16 protein-coding genes and 1 pseudogene are annotated in these 15,433 nt (G+C 44.9%); all 17 read left to right on the top strand.

Going from position 1 to position 15,433, the window contains the following annotated elements; genetic code table 11:
• Positions 1-97: 97 nt before the first annotated feature.
• The 17 genes and pseudogenes from JXL83_04595 (at position 98) to JXL83_04515 (ending at position 15,433) form a co-directional block, all read left to right on the top strand.
• Complete coding sequence (locus tag JXL83_04595) at positions 98-1,201, top strand: GGDEF domain-containing protein (protein MBN2363392.1); 1,104 nt, start codon at positions 98-100, stop codon at positions 1,199-1,201.
• A gap of 21 nt (positions 1,202-1,222) precedes the next feature.
• On the top strand, positions 1,223-2,080 hold the full coding sequence (gene nadC / locus JXL83_04590) for a carboxylating nicotinate-nucleotide diphosphorylase (protein MBN2363391.1): 858 nt from the start codon (positions 1,223-1,225) through the stop codon (positions 2,078-2,080).
• Positions 2,073-2,684 (top strand): hypothetical protein, encoded by a 612-nt coding sequence (locus JXL83_04585; protein MBN2363390.1) that lies wholly within the window; start codon positions 2,073-2,075, stop codon positions 2,682-2,684. Before nadC ends, JXL83_04585 begins: the two co-directional genes overlap by 8 nt.
• 16 nt (positions 2,685-2,700) lie before the next feature.
• Positions 2,701-3,294 (top strand): phosphoribosylglycinamide formyltransferase, encoded by a 594-nt coding sequence (gene purN / locus JXL83_04580; GenBank protein ID MBN2363389.1) that lies wholly within the window; start codon positions 2,701-2,703, stop codon positions 3,292-3,294.
• A gap of 6 nt (positions 3,295-3,300) precedes the next feature.
• Positions 3,301-4,209: a PHP domain-containing protein gene (locus JXL83_04575; protein MBN2363388.1), complete on the top strand. Its 909-nt coding sequence runs from the start codon at positions 3,301-3,303 to the stop codon at positions 4,207-4,209.
• The gene (locus tag JXL83_04570) at positions 4,148-4,750 is read left to right on the top strand and encodes a hypothetical protein (protein ID MBN2363387.1); all 603 of its coding nucleotides are present in this window, start codon (positions 4,148-4,150) and stop codon (positions 4,748-4,750) included. The genes JXL83_04575 and JXL83_04570 overlap by 62 nt, the downstream gene beginning before the upstream one ends.
• A gap of 9 nt (positions 4,751-4,759) precedes the next feature.
• Positions 4,760-6,382, top strand: coding sequence for a hypothetical protein (locus tag JXL83_04565; protein ID MBN2363386.1), 1,623 nt, complete (start codon positions 4,760-4,762; stop codon positions 6,380-6,382).
• The gene (locus JXL83_04560) at positions 6,379-8,427 is read left to right on the top strand and encodes a hypothetical protein (protein ID MBN2363385.1); all 2,049 of its coding nucleotides are present in this window, start codon (positions 6,379-6,381) and stop codon (positions 8,425-8,427) included. Before JXL83_04565 ends, JXL83_04560 begins: the two co-directional genes overlap by 4 nt.
• Entirely contained in the window at positions 8,424-9,557 is a 1,134-nt protein-coding gene (locus tag JXL83_04555) for a glycerate kinase (protein ID MBN2363384.1), read from the top strand. Before JXL83_04560 ends, JXL83_04555 begins: the two co-directional genes overlap by 4 nt.
• Positions 9,542-10,876, top strand: a complete 1,335-nt coding sequence (ffh, locus tag JXL83_04550) for a signal recognition particle protein (protein MBN2363383.1) — start codon at positions 9,542-9,544, stop codon at positions 10,874-10,876. Before JXL83_04555 ends, ffh begins: the two co-directional genes overlap by 16 nt.
• A gap of 50 nt (positions 10,877-10,926) precedes the next feature.
• Positions 10,927-11,175 carry a 30S ribosomal protein S16 gene (gene rpsP / locus JXL83_04545; protein ID MBN2363382.1) on the top strand — a complete coding sequence of 83 codons (249 nt, stop codon included), beginning with the start codon at positions 10,927-10,929 and terminating at the stop codon, positions 11,173-11,175.
• A 10-nt stretch (positions 11,176-11,185) separates the two neighbouring features.
• A complete protein-coding gene (locus JXL83_04540) occupies positions 11,186-11,437 on the top strand; it encodes a KH domain-containing protein (GenBank protein MBN2363381.1) in 252 nt (83 codons plus the stop codon).
• A 45-nt stretch (positions 11,438-11,482) separates the two neighbouring features.
• A complete protein-coding gene (gene trmD / locus JXL83_04535; GenBank protein MBN2363380.1) occupies positions 11,483-12,160 on the top strand; it encodes a tRNA (guanosine(37)-N1)-methyltransferase TrmD in 678 nt (225 codons plus the stop codon).
• A 4-nt stretch (positions 12,161-12,164) separates the two neighbouring features.
• Positions 12,165-12,509, top strand: a complete 345-nt coding sequence (gene rplS, locus JXL83_04530) for a 50S ribosomal protein L19 (protein ID MBN2363379.1) — start codon at positions 12,165-12,167, stop codon at positions 12,507-12,509.
• 17 nt (positions 12,510-12,526) lie between these two features.
• A pseudogene (locus JXL83_04525) lies at positions 12,527-13,174 on the top strand (ribonuclease HII).
• Positions 13,116-13,493 carry a YraN family protein gene (locus JXL83_04520; protein ID MBN2363378.1) on the top strand — a complete coding sequence of 126 codons (378 nt, stop codon included), beginning with the start codon at positions 13,116-13,118 and terminating at the stop codon, positions 13,491-13,493. Before JXL83_04525 ends, JXL83_04520 begins: the two are co-directional and overlap by 59 nt.
• Positions 13,484-15,433 carry a hypothetical protein gene (locus JXL83_04515; GenBank protein MBN2363377.1) on the top strand — a complete coding sequence of 650 codons (1,950 nt, stop codon included), beginning with the start codon at positions 13,484-13,486 and terminating at the stop codon, positions 15,431-15,433. Before JXL83_04520 ends, JXL83_04515 begins: the two co-directional genes overlap by 10 nt.

Genomic DNA, 15,433 nt, shown 5'->3' with positions numbered 1-15,433 from the left:
TATAGTTAACGGGCCTGGCTTGTCAACAGAAAGCAAAGAGTTGTTGAAAAAAGACATTCGATGTTATAGAATCCTTTTGCTCAAATCAGGCGAAAATATGGACGAAATTGTAATTTCCAAACTGGCGGCAAACCGTTTTTTCAGAAACGTAGCCGCAAATGACATAAAAAAGATACCCGAGGAATTTTTTACAATAACGGATTTCGAACCTAACGAGACCATTATTCAGGAAAATTCAAAAGCCGGAAATCTTTATCTCATTCTTCAAGGCCAGGTAAAGGTCGCCAAATCAATGTCCGACGACAAGGAAGTTCACATAGCTCACAGGGAAGAAGGTGAAATATTCGGAGAGCTGGGTGTTCTGGGTCACGACAAGACAACTTCTGCCAGTGTTTACGCGGTTTCAGACACAAAAATAGCCGTCATAGAACCCAGGGAACTTTCGAAGATATTCGAAGTTCTTCCGAAAACGTATTCGAACATCGTAGATGAGATAATCGAGAAATTGAGAAGATCCGACGGTGTCAGCGTACTGACTCTCGGATATCTAAAAAAGATAAAAGACCTGTACAAACAGCTGGAAAACGCTAAACTTGAACTGGAGAAAAGAAACGAAGATCTTAAAAACATCAACGAGAAAATCGAAAACCTTAACTCGGAGCTTCAGAAAAAGAATGCTGAACTTTACAGGACGGCTATAACTGACAGGCTCACAGGCATCCATAACAGGGCTTACGTAATGGACTCCCTCGAAAAGGAATTCAGCAGAACCAAAAGGCACGGCTCCCCTCTGTCCTGCGTGATGATAGACATTGACGATTTCAAAAAGTGCAACGATGAATACGGCCATCTCGTCGGCGACGAAGTACTCAAAAAAATTGCCGGCGTCATTTTTGACGGGATAAGAAAAGAAGACACGGCCGGCCGTTTCGGTGGAGAGGAGTTTCTCGTTTTGCTTCCTAATACGGACGAAGATCAGGCGAAACGAATCGCCGAGAAAATAAGAAAAAAAATATCAGAAATCGAATTCAAAACAGGAAGCACGAATTTTAAGAAAACAATAAGCCTCGGAGTTGCCGAAGCTTCAAAGATAGGCGGGATAAAGAATGAAGACGAATTGCTGTTTTATGCCGATAAAGCGATGTATGAAGCAAAAAGACGCGGGAAAAACCGCACTGTTTTGTTTTCTGAAACCGCCTGATTCTGAGACCGGGAGAATTTCCTGATAATATTTACAGAAGAAGAAATTAGTGTCTGTGTCGCTCGTGCTCTGGAGGAGGACGTGGGCACAGGCGATGTGACGACGGAAGCCGTAGTAGAAGATGACATAATCGCCTCTGCTGTTATTATTACTCGCGAGAAGGGGATAGTGGCCGGTTTGGATTTTGCCAGAGAAACATTCAGGATGCTGGACCCAAAGTGTTTTTTTGAAATGAAAAAAACCGACGGTGAAAAAATAAAAAAAGGAGACGTTTTAATCGGAATAAAAGGAAAACTGAAAGCGATCTTGACGGGAGAGAGAGTGGCTCTGAATTATCTTCAGAGAATGTCCGGGATAGCTACAATCACCGGAAAATTTGTTGGCCTGGCGACGGGGAAAACAAGAATCTTGGACACCAGAAAAACTTGTCCCGGTTCCAGGAAAATCGAGAAATACAGCGTTTTCAAAGGCGGCGGCATGAACCACCGGTTCGGGCTATACGACATGGCGCTCATAAAAGACAATCACATAGCCGTATGCGGTTCGGACGTGTCTTCCGCTATCGCAAAAGTAAAAAAACGCTTTCCGGGAAAATTCGTCGAAGTCGAAGTCGACAGTCTCGAGCAAATCTCGGCCGCCCTCGGGGCAGGCGTGAACAGGATAATGCTCGACAACATGACGCTGAGGGATATCGAAAAAGCCGTGAAAATAATCGGCGGAAGATGTGAAATTGAAGTCTCGGGAAAAATGAACGAGAAAAAAGTGAGAGCCGTCTCGGCTCTTGGAGTGGATTTCATTTCAGTGGGAAAACTAACCCACTCATACAAATCGCTCGATATAGCCCTCGATATAGTGAAAAAAGGAGCTGAAAATGGATGAGACAAAGAGAAAAGGACCTGGATCGAGAGGATCCGCGCACGATGTGGAAGTTAACACGGATAATTTTACGAAGACCGAAGTGAAAGTAGAAAGACCCAAAGACACAGAAATCCCAGTGATGGCTAAAGAAATGGAAAAGCAGGCAAACGATGCGGTCCAAAATAAAGGCGAACAGCAGAGCAAGCCGATCGAAAGCAGAGAGCATTCAATTTCCATAGAGAATAAAAACAGACAGTCGAAGAATTATCCAAAGAAAAATTCTTACGGAGATTCAAAAAGATTTTCCGGAAACGGCGAAGCGAAATTCAAATACGGAGACAACAGGCAGGCTTCACAGCAGTTCAAAAAACCTAAAAAAGATTTTTCAAAAAGCGGCGACAGATTTGAAAGACCGAGCAGGTTCGACGACCACAGAAAGCAAAACACCGGAGACCTGACCAGGGAAATTGAAGCCCTGAAAAAAAAATATTTTGAACAGCAAAACCTGATATCTGATATTGCCAAACAGAAAAATGACATAAAACCGCTGATAGCATCCATAGTGGCGCTCATAGCTTCAATTATTGCCGTTTTCATGTCGGTCCTGCCGTTTTTCAGGCAATGATGCCGCGGAGCCAGGGATGTCCCTTAGAATTGCCGTCCTGATTTCAGGCAAGGGATCGAACATGCTGGCTCTCAAGGAAGCATGCGACGCCGGAGGAATTGACGGCAGGATAATCTGCGTCGTCTCAAACAGGTCGACGGCCAAAGGAATTGAAGCCGCGAGAGATAACGGGACGCCGGTCTTTATCTTTTCGAGGAACAATTATCCAAAGAAGAGATATTTTTACATGTCGCAGCTTTTTAACAGTCTAAAAATCAACTTTGTCGTGTTGGCCGGATACGACGAACTCGTAAAGTGTCCTCTTCTTTCGGATTTCAAAGGCAGGATTTTAAACATTCATCCCGCGCCGCTTCCTCAGTTCGGAGGGAAAGGCATGTATGGACTGGAAGTTCATCGTGCCGTAATAAAGAGCAAAACAAAAATATCCGGCCCCACGATACACATTGTTGATGAAGATTACGATTCGGGAAGGACTTTGGCTTACGAACCCGTGCCGGTATTGAAAGACGACACTCCCGAAACTCTCGCCCAAAAAGTACTCACTGTCGAACACAGATTATATCCGGAAATTGTCGGAAAGATAAGCAGGGGCGAGATCGGACTCCGGTAAAATACGATGCTTCCTCAGATAAACCTGCACGTGCACACCAATTATTCGGACGGATTGACAAGTCCTGAAGAAACCGTGTCCGAATGCTGTAAATCCGGCCTGAAAATCGTAGCGATAACAGACCACGACACGGTAGAGGGCGTGTCATGCGCAAAGAAAAAAGGCGAGGAGCTCGGAGTAGAGGTTATAAGCGGCGTAGAGTTGAGCCTGGAAGTCGGCGACAAGGCCACTTGCCATCTTTTGGGTTATCTTTTCAACCAGGACGACCTTCTTTTAAGAAATAAATTGAAAAAAATATCTCTTTCAAGAGAAGACAGGAACCGCGAGATTTTGAGCAAGCTGAGAGAAGCCGGACTTGACATGGACTACAGCGAGATTGTCAGAGCCGCTGGAAAAACAGTGAATATAGGACGCCTCCACATAGCTGAGGCGATGCTCGCCAGAGGTTTTGTAAAAAACCATCACGAAGCTTTTGTAAAATACATAGCCAAAGGCAGAAAAGCTTACGCTCCGAGATACAGATCCGGGATAAAGGAGGGCATAGAGATGATTCACGGATCCGGCGGAGTGGCAGTTCTTGCTCACCCGGGTGAAGGATATACGTCCAGAGAGGTTTATCAGGAAATATTTATTTCACTGGTAGACAACGGCCTCGACGGCATAGAGGTCTATTATCCTTCGCACACTCACATCCAGATATTCGAATATTCCAGGCAGGCAAAAGACTTTGGATTGATTATGACCGCCGGAACTGATTATCACGGCATTTCGGGAAGAGATATGTTGAAATTCAATTACGACATTGATTATAATATCATTGAAAAGTTGAAAGAAAGAGGAGGAATCTATGCTCATGCCGGGGATGAGAAAAACGCTCGTGATGACAAAAACTTCAAAGATAGTGGGATGGATTGACGAAAATTTCGTAAGAAGCATCGATAAAGGTTTTTTGCTCAATGGGTCCAACGTCGGGCGTAAAGATTTTCTTAATTTTTACGGTTCTCCTCACGGAGGAGACGTGGAAGTGTCGGAACTTGTCGTCGAGGGAGAAAGCAGATGGGACAATCCCCCTTTGAGAGTATACACGAGTTATCAGATTCCGGCGGCAGACATCATATTTCTTTTCGATCTCAAACCCATGATTCCTACCGGCAACAAACCGGAAAAAAGGATCGTCGAGGAAAGAGCTCATCTCGCCACAGTGATGGTCAGAATAAACGATTTCGGAGTGACTGTAAAAGGAAAAACTTACCTTCACAAGACTGCGTACGACCAGAGGATTATCCGCATAGAAGCGAAAGACAATAAGTGGTTCATTCTTCAGTTCCCTGAATTTCCGGAAGGTTATTCTAACAGATTCAACAAAACCATCGGTCTGACTAAAATTGCCGAATCCGAAGGGTACCATTTAGACCACATGCTGTTCAACATGAACAACGTGGCTGTTTCAATTTAGGCAGGATAAATGTTCACTATATTTTTTTCATGTCTGATTTCCGCTGTCACGATACCGGAAGGAGCAAGCCTAACAGGATTGTCCGTGTTCAAAGGCACGAAGATAGACACTTTCGACCTGACTTACATGACGACAATAAACTCAGGAAGAATTTCAGGCAACATGATAATAGCAAGATGCGAGGGCGAATATCTCGAAAGAACAGGTGTTCTTTACGGGATGAGCGGCAGTCCCGTTTATTACCAGGGTGAACTCATAGGCGCCATTTCAGCTGCATGGCAGGACAGCAGAGAACCGATAGCGGGAATAACACCTATAGACGAGATGCTGGAAGATGTCAGGTTCGGACTGTCGGGATTTACGGAAAGCGAGAGGCTTAAAAACTATGAAGTGTGCCTGATGAGTTCAGGGCTGTCAGCTGCAGCTGAAATCCTTCTCGAGAGCAATCTTCCCGGGAATTTTACACTGACTGAAGGCTCGCGCCAGATACAGGAAGAGACTGAAATAACTCCCGGCGGCGTCCTGAGCGTAATTCTCGCCGGCGGAGACGCCACGGTAGCCGCCACGGGAACGGTTACCCTTGTAAATGGAGACACGGTGATCGGCTTCGGGCACCCATTTCTCGGAGAAGGAGCGTGCAGATACCCTATGGCGGGAGGTTTTGTCAATACCGTAATGCCGCTCACGACACTCGGTTTCAAAATGACTTCGCCGACAGCCGTGATCGGAACTCTGACAAGCGACGTATCGACTGGAGTGTCAGGAATAATAGGACCAGTGCCTGAGATCACGCCTGTAAAAGTGACGGTCACTTCAGAAGGGACGGAAAAAAAATACGAATTCTGGGTTTGCAGAAGCGCTTTGTTCACGCCCGTTCTCATTCCAGTGCTAGCTTTGAGCGCCGTTCAGACCAGTTCATTGTACAGTTACGGAGGATTTTGCGACATTAACACAAATATTTATCTTCCACGGGAGCAAAAACTTACGCTTTCCAATTCATACAACGGCATAAATGCTGTCAACGAAAGCTGGTCATACGGCATGATGCTTACATTGAATGTCCTGTCGTCCAACACATACAGCATGATTTATCCTGATTCTGTAGATATAACTGTACACAATTACAGAGAACCAAGAACGGCGAAAATTAACGATTTAATGCTGAGTTCATCGAGAATCCGGGAAGGGGAAACTTTTTCAGTGACGGTCTCCCTAATTTTGGACGATTCCAGGACACAAGTCCTGAGCGTGGATATGGCGGCAGAGGGAATATTGGCTCCGGACACTCTTGGAATAATCGCCTGCGACGCCATGAATCTTTCCCTGTTTTTCTCAATGGAAAATCCTCTATGGGTGGATTACAGGAGTTTTGACGGGCTTTTGGAAGCCATAAAAAAAATTCCTTCTAACAACAAGATTTATATCGTTCTTTATGAAAAGCAGACTGATATGGCTTTCGGAGAGGAATCTTTCGAAAAAACGCCGGTGTCGGTCATGAGCGTTCTGAAATACGGAAACATAAACGCGATACCTGACTTTACGGCTCTGAACGTAATAAATTTCCTCGAAATTGAGGTGAACTCTGTCGTAAGCGGAGCAGTCGTCAACAGGATCGTAGTGGAGGGAAGATGAAGATTCGATTTATTGCCGCAGGTTTGATATTTATTTTTCATGGTGCTTTTGCAGGCAAAACCCAGAATTGGATCATCAATTCTTATTCGGATTTTACACCCGGAAAGTTTGAAAATGTTCTACTGAACTACAACGGCACTATAAGCGTTTCGCGTGAGATAAATAAATTACTCCAGATGAACGTCGTTTACGGCTGGCGTATGGTGGAATGCAGGGGAAAGTATTACATCTCTTCAGCTTCGCCGGCAGCCGTTTTCGCATGCAACGGGAACGGCAGCGACCTGGACACAGTGGTTCAATATGAAAGCGGGGGAGTGTTCGGGATCTGCACAGACGGAAAAGACGTTTATGCGGCAGTGTCTCCCCGTGGCGAGATATTGCGGATCAGAGGAAATGAGGCAGAGATAATTTTTAAAAGGGATTCAATGTCTGTTTGGGACATGATATGCGTTGAAAACGGCAAACTCGCTTTAGCCACTTCCACCGGTGGAAAAATCTTTTTACTGTCTGTGGAGGGAATTCTCCTGGACAGTGTCGAGACCGGCGACAAAGCTGCAGTGTGCCTCGCAGTCAGCGGCGACACTCTTTACGCGGGAACATCTGGAAAGGGCTTTCTTTTTGCTTATTCGCTTTCGTCAGCTACGGCGTATGCCGCAGCTGATCCGGAGGGATCGGAAGTGAACAGCATCTGTACGTTCGGAAATTTTATAGTCTATTCGTCAATATCCGGAAATATAGACATAACCGGTCTTACATCTTTAAGGCTGACTGTGGACCCTTACTTCAACGTTCCACCGTCTTCCGCTGAAATCGTTTCGCGTGTTTTTAAATATCAAGACGGAAGATCTGAAGCGCTTTTCGCTTCGCCCAACCCTCCTGTGACATCGCTTTTCTGGATTTCTGAAAAAGAGATATGCGCTATAGGATCTCCGGACGGGACTGTGCTTATTTTCGACACTGAAAAAAACGAACTGAGTTCTTTCAGGGCTCCGGAAGAGAGAATTTTTACCGCCTGGGCCGGATCCGTTCACAGCGGACCAATGCTTCTCGGAACAAACCCGCTGACGTTATTCAGAATGAGTCAAAACCGTTCCGGCGAAGGAATTTACACGACTCAGACTCTCGACGCGGGAGATTTTCCCGTGTGGGGAGAATTTTTGTGGACTGGAGAAGGTAATGTGAGAATCCAGGCGAGAACAGGAAACACGGCTTCTCCTGACGCTATGTGGTCGGATTGGACCAGAGAAACAACGGATTTCGGTTCCGTGAAAGACGAATTGCCGCCCGGAGAGAGGATCCAATTCAGAGTGCTCTTTGACGGTTACGTAGAGAAATTCGAATTTCTCTATTCCTCCGGGAACAGGAAACCGGAACTCCAGAGACCTGTTGTATTTGCTCCGGGTTCGGCTTCCTACGGTGTCTCGCAGACAGTGCCGGAATTAAGGGTAAATTCTCTTGGCGACGCCGAAAGACGAATGATGAATCTGGGGGGATGGCAGACGCCTCAAAATCCTGTTTCGATACAACCGACACATCAGGGGGTATCTTTTGAAGCGAGCGATCCTGACGGTGACAGCATTACATACGAGGTTTTTATAAGAGATAAAAACAGAACGGACTGGATGAAAATAGGATGGCAGTTAAAAGAAAAACACTTCGCTTTCAACCGGTTGTTTTTTGCAGACGGAGAATATATTCTCAGGGTAATAGCCTCGGACAGCTTGTCCAATTCCGCCGGCTCTTTTTTATGCGACACGGCCTTTACGGAAACATTCACGATTGACAATACCGGACCTCAGATAGTATCATTTTCGACTTCAGCGACTGCGGCGAATTTTTCGGCGGCAGATTCAAGGTCGAGGATAGTAAATGTCTCGTTCAGTTTTGACGGAATAAACTGGACGGAAGTTGAACCTGAAGACGGAGTGTTCGACTCGAAGACTGAGAATTTTCATGTGACGCTCACGGGTGTTGCGGACAGAGTCATCATGATAAAAGCGATAGATTCGCATTTCAATCAGTCCTACGCTTACTTCGGATTGTGAAAGTACTTGTCTGTCCGGGAAGCTTCAAAGGATCTTTAGGAGCTGTAAAAGCTTGCAGGATTATATCCGCTGAGTTCGTAAAATATTTTTCGACGATAGAACTTCCACTCGCTGACGGAGGAGACGGGACTCTGGAGGCCGTGAAATATTTTTCCGGAGGGGTTACAAAAAGAGTCCGGACATTCGATCCTTTCGGGAAACCCATCGAAACTGAATTTTTAATGCTCGATAAAAAAACAGCCCTCGTTGAACTTGCCCTTTCATCGGGTCTGAAACTGGTAGACCCGACTTCGAAACCCGCACTTTTCGGCAGCACATATGGAACCGGTGTAGTAATAAAAAAAGCTTTGGAAGCTGGAGCCGGAAAAATATATCTTTGTGCGGGAGGATCTGCGACGGCAGACGGAGGAACGGGGATCATGGAAGCCCTTGGCGCCGGGTTTTTTGATTCGAGGGGGAAAAAAATCAAGTCAAGAGGAGCCGATCTGATGCGTCTCCGAAGAATTGACACAGCAAATATATTCTCTTGCGCCCTCAAAGCCGAGTTTATCGTTCTCTGCGACGTCAAAAATCCGCTGTTGGGAGAAAAGGGCGGTGTGGAGGTGTTTTCGAGACAAAAAGGGGCGACGGATGAAGAGGTTGAATTTCTAAAAAAATCATTCAAAAACTTCAGGCAAGTGTTATTAAAAAAAACCGGCAAAGACGCTGGAAAGATAAAACACGGAGGAGCCGCCGGTGGAGTTCCCTCATTAATGAAAGTTTTGTTCGACAGCAGAACTGTCAGCGGAGCAGAATACGTAGCTTCTTTGGCTTCATTTGAAAAAAGACTGTCTGAATGCTTTCTCGCCGTGACGGGAGAAGGAAAAGTCGACACAACTTCCGGTTCCGGAAAAATAACCGGTTTCGTGGCGAAAAAAGCCTCCGTTGCAGGCGTCTCTGTTCTGACGCTGACAGGTTGGATTGACGCCCGCTTGAAAGGGTCACAAGTGATATCCATTTTGCCGGGGCCAATGAATCTCGATGAAGCTTTGAAATCCGCGGAGAACAATCTTGCGAGGACGGCACGGGAAATGGCTGAAATTGTTTTTGAAATTGTAAAAAAAGGACAAGTCAAGTGTTTGAAAACCTGACAAAAAACTTTTCTGAAGTATTCGCAAAACTGAAAAGAAGAGGACATCTAACGGAAAAGGATGTTGACGAAATCCTCAGGGAAATAAGAAGAATATTGCTGGAAGCAGACGTAAATTATAAGATTGCCCGCGATTTTTGTGAAAACATCAGAACAAAAGCTGTCGGAGAAAAAGTTCTAAAAAGTATTTCTCCCGGTGATGTAGTCGCAAAAATTGTCTTCGACGAAATAAGGATCATGCTCGGAAGCTCAAAACAGGAACTGCGTTTGAGCGGAAATCCTCCTCTGATTATGCTTGTCGGACTGCAGGGCAGCGGCAAAACGACAACATGCGCAAAACTCGGTTTGTTTCTGAAAAACAAAGGAATAGACCCTCTCCTCTCCGCTTGTGATGTGAAAAGACCCGCTGCTTCTCAACAGCTCGAAGTGCTCTGCGCGAAATATGGCTTGTCCTTCTCGCCAGTAAACACAGAAAGCGCAATGAAAAGCGTCGAAGTCGCGATATCCGAAGCGCGAAAAAATATGAAAGGAGCGGTCCTGCTCGACACGGCCGGAAGACTGCACATAGACGAAGAAATGATAGAGGAACTCGCGGACATTAAAGACAAATTCAAGCCGCATGAAGTACTACTCGTGGTGGACGCCATGACTGGTCAAGACGCCCTGCAAGTAGCAGAATCCTTCGACAAAAAAGTCGGCATCACAGGAATTGTGCTGACAAAACTTGACGGAGACGCGCGAGGCGGCGCAGCTCTCAGCATGAAAATAGCAACGGGAGCGCCTGTGAAATTCGTAGGGACAGGGGAAAAGGCCGAAGAATTATCTGAGTTTTTCCCCGAAAGAATGGCTTCCAGAATAACCGGCATGGGAGACATAGCCTCGCTGGTAGAAAAAGCCAGGGAAGCGTCGGACCAGGTCGAAGCGGAAAAGATGGCAAAAAAAATGGCGGATCTTTCTTTTACTCTGGAGGATTTTGTCTACCAACTCAGAACTCTGAAAAAAATGGGACCTCTCGAAAACCTTCTGTCTATGCTGCCGGGCACTGCCGTCCAGAACGTGAAAATTGACGAAAAAGAAATAAACAAAATCGAAGCCCTGATTTTTTCAATGACTCCCGGAGAAAGACAGCACCCCGAAATAATTAACGCGAGCAGAAAAAAGAGGATAGCGGCCGGAAGCGGAACTCAAATTTCAGACGTGACTAACCTGGTAAAACAGTTTGAATCGTCGAAAAAAATGCTCAAAGGTATAATAGGCAGGCAATCTTTGGCAAAAATGGCCCTGACAAAGGGCTTGACAAAGAAAAGAAAGAAAAGATAATATAAATGTTTCGTTCATCACTAATAATACTAAGAGGAGGTATCGAACCTTTGTCAGTTAGAATACATCTTGCGAGATTCGGAAAAAGAAATTCGCCCTTTTACCACATAATTGTCGCAGACAAGCGGCACAGAAGAGACGGAAAGTGCATCGAAAAGCTCGGTTATTACAATCCGAGAAAACCGGCTGAGTTCAGCTTGGATTACGAAAAACTCACAAACTGGGTGCAAAAAGGAGCCTCCGTAACCGAAACGGTTTCATCCCTAATTCGCAGACACAAAAAAGAACAATCTCAGTAAGGAGCGGAAGATGAACAATTCAAATCAGTCGGTTCAGGAACTGGTAGAGTTCATTGCGAAAAAACTCGTCGACGATCCCGGCGAGGTCAAAGTGACAACAACCGACCATCAGAAAACAGTTTATCTCGAACTCAAAGTCGGTTCAGGCGATCTCGGAAAAATTATAGGTAAAGAAGGCCGGACGGCAAAAGCTCTCAGACATATAGTCTCTGCCGCGGCTATGAAAACCGGAAAACGAGCCATTCTCGAAATACTGGACTGAATCTTAATACGTCGCCAGGGTTTCCCCTGGCGGCTTTTCTTTATAATGAAAATAGATATAATTACAATATTTCCGGGAGCTATAATGCCTTACGCCGGATTCGGAATACTGTCGAGAGCCGCAGAAAAAAATCTCGCTGTTTTGAATTTCGTCAATCTCAGGGATTATTCCGACGATCCGCACGGCAGAGTGGACGATTACCCTTTCGGAGGAGGTCCCGGTATGGTTTTTATGGCACCTCCGCTCGCCGCTGCTGTTAAGGAACTTAAAGACGACGAATCATGGATAGTTCTCACTTCCCCTCAGGGATGTTTGTTTGACCGCGAAAAAGCAGGGGAGCTTTCCAGGAAAAAGCACTTGATACTTGTCTGTGGAAGGTACAGAGGAGTTGATCAGAGGTTCATAGATAATTTCGTCGATGAAGAGATATCGATTGGCGATTATATGTTGTCCGGAGGAGAACTGCCGGCTCTCGTAATCGCCGAAGCTGTTGTAAGGCTCATTCCGGGAGTTCTCAACAATGAAGAAAATCTGATCCTCGATTCCTTCTCCACGGACGGACTGTGCGAAGAGGAACTTTACACCAGGCCTTCAATGTTTGAAGGAAATAAAGTTCCCGATGTCCTTTTGTCGGGAGACCATGGTAAAATTGCCCTTTGGCGGGAGTCGAGAAGGATAGAAAGAACAGAAAAAAGAAAAAAAAAGGAAAGGGAAAAAAGGTGATAAAATGGAAAGGGTGAAAGCTATCGAAGCGTCCCAGATGACGCAGGAAGTTCCCGACATATCCGTCGGCGACACTGTTGCAGTCAGGATAAAGATTAAAGAAGGCGATAAAACACTCATTAGGCTTTTTAAAGGCGCAGTCATAGCCATGAATAATGGAAAAGGAGCAAGGGGAACTTTTACGGTAAGAAAAATTTCGGACGGAGTCGGCGTCGAAAGAGTCTTCCCTATTCACTCGCCCATAATATCAAGCGTAAAATTACTCAAAAAAGGGAAAGTGAGAAGAGCTAAGCTTTATTACATGAGAGAACGAAAAGGCAAAGCTACAAAGATAAAAGAAAGGCGGTAATTTTGCCGAACCTCTTCTTTGAGAGGAAAGCACGAAGAGAAGGGGCGAGAATTATATGCGGAGTCGATGAAGCCGGAAGGGGTCCTCTCGCAGGCCCTGTAGTGGCTGCGGCGTGCGTATTGCCTATAGAAAAAAAAATTAAGGGCGTGGAAGATTCTAAAAAGCTTACCAGGAACAAAAGAGAGATTCTTTATCACGAAATAAAATGCGCCGCTCTTGAAATCGGCATAGGTTACGTTCTTCCCGAGAAGATTGATCTGATAAACATCCTAAAAGCTTCTCTTGAAGCCATGAAAAACGCCGTGGTTTCTCTGTCTGTTTTACCGGATTTCATACTTGTTGACGGCGTTTTTGAAATACCAGTGCCCGGAATCGTTCAGAAAACTGTTGTCAGAGGTGATTCAAAATGTTATTCAATCGCAGCGGCATCCATAATTGCTAAAGTCATAAGAGACAGAATGATGGAGCTTTATGATCTTTTGTATCCGGGATACGGATTTTCGACAAACGCCGGGTATCTTTCAAAAAAACACCTCGAAGCCCTTGATGGGATAGGTCCTTCACCCATTCACAGGATGAGTTTCAAACCTCTCAGAAAGGATTCAAGTGCCGGGAAAAAACCTGAAAATTCAAACGGGGATCTATGGCGAGAATATCGCCGTTGAATATCTGAAAAAAAAAGGATACAATGTCGAAAAGCGAAACATTCGAGAGGGGAAGGCTGAGATAGACATAATAGCGCGTGATGGGACTACCGCTGTTTTTGTTGAAGTTAAAACGAGAAGCAAAGATAGCTGGGACAGTGAGCTTGAATCCTGGAGCGCCAAGCAAAGAAAAACGTTTCTCAGAGCCGTAAAAAAGTATCTTGTTGAAAACGGAATGTGGGGAAAAACCGACGTGAGGCTGGATTTTATTTGTGTTGACCTTGAATCAGGAGAACTGACTCACATTGAAAACGCTTTGACGGACAATCTATGGCTCTGATAACTTTTTTAGTGATTTCTGTTTTCAGTTCTGCTGTTCCCGCCGACCTTCTAAAAGCACAGATAGAGATCTATGAAGCTTTCCAGACATCTTCAATTGACAGCATCCTGAGAATTCCGGAAGAAAAGCTTGAAACCATACTCAGCGGAGCGCATGAAGACAACGCTTTCAGGATTTTTGTACTCTCTGACGACAGAGAAAGCCTCAAAAAAGCTGACAGCATCGCATCTAACAATCTTTTTTTTCATTTCTATTTTTTCATGCTTTCAGACAATGACTCAGTAAAGGAAGAAGAACTGCAGTGGATTAGCGATATCCTTTCTTCAAAAGGAATGAAGGGGTCAAAACATCTCAGCGGATATTTTTATCTTAAAGCCGGGCAGTCCGTCAGCGAAGATGAAAAACTGCGATTTCTGAATCTGTCGAGAAGTTTCGCTGAAAATCAGGCGGTTTCCAGGGAGATTATGTCTATTTACTGGAAAAAAAAGCAGTTTTCCAAATTGGTGTCTGAAGTTATAGCGTACTTTTCATTGCTGAGAAAACCATACAACGCCCTCGACTTTATTCAGACTCCTCTATATGCTTTCGCGGTATTTTTGCTTGCTTTCGGTTTCTACATTATTATATGCGCCTTTTTCAAGAACGCGGTGTATATCTGGCACAGCATATATCATCTTTCCAAAAAATTTCTGCGCCTCGATCTTTCTTCGAAATTTTCGTCTTCGCTGATTCTGTCGTCATTTTTTATTCTCGCAAGCAAACCTTTCTATCTCGGTTCGTTTCTTTTTGGAATTTCATTTTCAATGCTCGGGAAAAAAGAAAAAATTACAATGACAGCGGCGGGACTCGGAGCTTTTATTCTGTCTCTTCTATCGGTTGAAATCAGCGCCGCACTGAGGGGATTTTCGTTAAATTCACCTGGAAGAAGCATTTACGAGAAAATACTTTTTCTCGAAGGAGGAGGTAATCCCTATCCTGAGGAAGGAGCCGCTGAAGAAGAAGTTTTCGCATCGGCTGTTCTGTGTCGCAGAGACAAGGATTTCAGATCGGCTCTGGAACTGTATTCCCGCGCGGCACCCGCTATGCCGAAACAGATAATATTAAACAACAGAGGTTGTGTATTTTTCGACATGGGGATAAGAGATTCGGCGTATAATTGTTTTCAGAGCGCGTGGAGAATTGACAGCACCGACCCCGAAATTAATTACAATCTCTACGTGTATTACCTCAAAACTTTCCAAAAAGACAAGTCCGAACTTTTCAAATTGAATCTGGAAAAACTGTCACCGGGATTTCTCGAGGAAAAAAGTTTCGGCATGCTTTCTCTGTTGCCGACTTCGGAATTTTTGACTATAGAGATAATTCCGCAGAAAATGCTCGTTCCCTCCCGGATATTTTCTCAGGGATCCGTATACGATAACAGGTTTTCTGCTGTATTCGGAACGAGACTCAGGAAAACCGCATTGATGATGTCGGTTTTTCTGATGGCCGGGCTTTTCTTCAACTTTGTCGCTTTCAGGAAAATTACTGTTGAATTCTGCGACCTCTGCGGAGCTCCGGTTTGCAATCTATGCAAGAGAAGCCAGAAAGGCACACTGCTTTGTTCAGGTTGCATTTCCAGAGTTGAAAAACTTGGAAAACTCGCCGACGAAAAAGGAATAGTGAATGAAATTTCAGAATCATTGAAGAACAAGAGAAAGAGACTTTACTTCGCTTATTCGATGCTTCTTCCCGGTTTCGTTCACAACATAAAAGGAAAAGGATTCAGATTCGATTTCGCGGCAGTGACCGCAGGCATAGTAACTTTGTTTACCGTTTATTACGTGAATGCAAAAGGAATGAGCGGTTTTTTATTAATATTGTCTTTAGCTGTTTTTGCCTCTGTTTACGTACTTTTCGGCTTGTTTTCATATTTGATTTCAAGGAATGAAGGGGCGTAG

The organism is candidate division WOR-3 bacterium (genome assembly GCA_016934535.1).
Classification (GTDB): domain Bacteria; phylum SDB-A; class SDB-A; order SDB-A; family SDB-A; genus JAFGIG01.
Note: the sequence above shows the minus strand (reverse complement) of the source record. Positions and strands in the feature narration are given on the sequence as shown.

Bases quoted from the DNA above. Each gene is read 5' to 3' on its own strand.
- JXL83_04595 (MBN2363392.1), top strand. From the start codon at position 98: ATGGACGAAATTGTAATTTCCAAACTGGCGGCAAACCGTTTTTTCAGA.
- JXL83_04585 (MBN2363390.1), top strand. From the start codon at position 2,073: ATGGATGAGACAAAGAGAAAAGGACCTGGATCGAGAGGATCCGCGCAC.
- purN (MBN2363389.1), top strand. From the start codon at position 2,701: ATGTCCCTTAGAATTGCCGTCCTGATTTCAGGCAAGGGATCGAACATG.
- JXL83_04575 (MBN2363388.1), top strand. From the start codon at position 3,301: ATGCTTCCTCAGATAAACCTGCACGTGCACACCAATTATTCGGACGGA.
- JXL83_04570 (MBN2363387.1), top strand. From the start codon at position 4,148: ATGCCGGGGATGAGAAAAACGCTCGTGATGACAAAAACTTCAAAGATA.
- JXL83_04565 (MBN2363386.1), top strand. From the start codon at position 4,760: ATGTTCACTATATTTTTTTCATGTCTGATTTCCGCTGTCACGATACCG.
- JXL83_04560 (MBN2363385.1), top strand. From the start codon at position 6,379: ATGAAGATTCGATTTATTGCCGCAGGTTTGATATTTATTTTTCATGGT.
- JXL83_04540 (MBN2363381.1), top strand. From the start codon at position 11,186: ATGAACAATTCAAATCAGTCGGTTCAGGAACTGGTAGAGTTCATTGCG.
- trmD (MBN2363380.1), top strand. From the start codon at position 11,483: ATGAAAATAGATATAATTACAATATTTCCGGGAGCTATAATGCCTTAC.
- rplS (MBN2363379.1), top strand. From the start codon at position 12,165: ATGGAAAGGGTGAAAGCTATCGAAGCGTCCCAGATGACGCAGGAAGTT.
- JXL83_04515 (MBN2363377.1), top strand. From the start codon at position 13,484: ATGGCTCTGATAACTTTTTTAGTGATTTCTGTTTTCAGTTCTGCTGTT.